At 64.4% G+C, this 253-nt stretch carries 1 pseudogene; it reads left to right on the top strand.

What is annotated here, in order from left to right:
- Positions 1-102: 102 nt before the first annotated feature.
- Positions 103-198, top strand: a pseudogene (locus tag ACPYOJ_RS36010) (substrate-binding domain-containing protein); the annotation flags it as partial.
- Positions 199-253 lie beyond the last annotated feature (55 nt).

The following is a 253-nucleotide window of genomic DNA, read 5'->3' as shown; positions in this document are numbered from 1 at the left end:
CCCCCCCCCCCCCCCCCCCCCCCCCCCCCCCCTTCCCAACCAAGACCCCCCCCCCCCAGATGCAGCGTAGTCTCGTGGGCTCGGAGATGTGTATAAGAGACAGGTATGGGCACGCAGCCGGCGCATGACCGGCACGACGGTTTCCATGAGTTCACCGACAAGAAGCCGGGCATCAAGAACCTGCTTGACCCTGTCTCTTATACACATCTGACGCTGCCGACGACTAGTCGAGTGTAGATCTCGGTGGCCGCCG

Source organism: Rhizobium sp. SVR5-9E (assembly GCF_056755095.1).
Note: the sequence above shows the minus strand (reverse complement) of the source record. Positions and strands in the feature narration are given on the sequence as shown.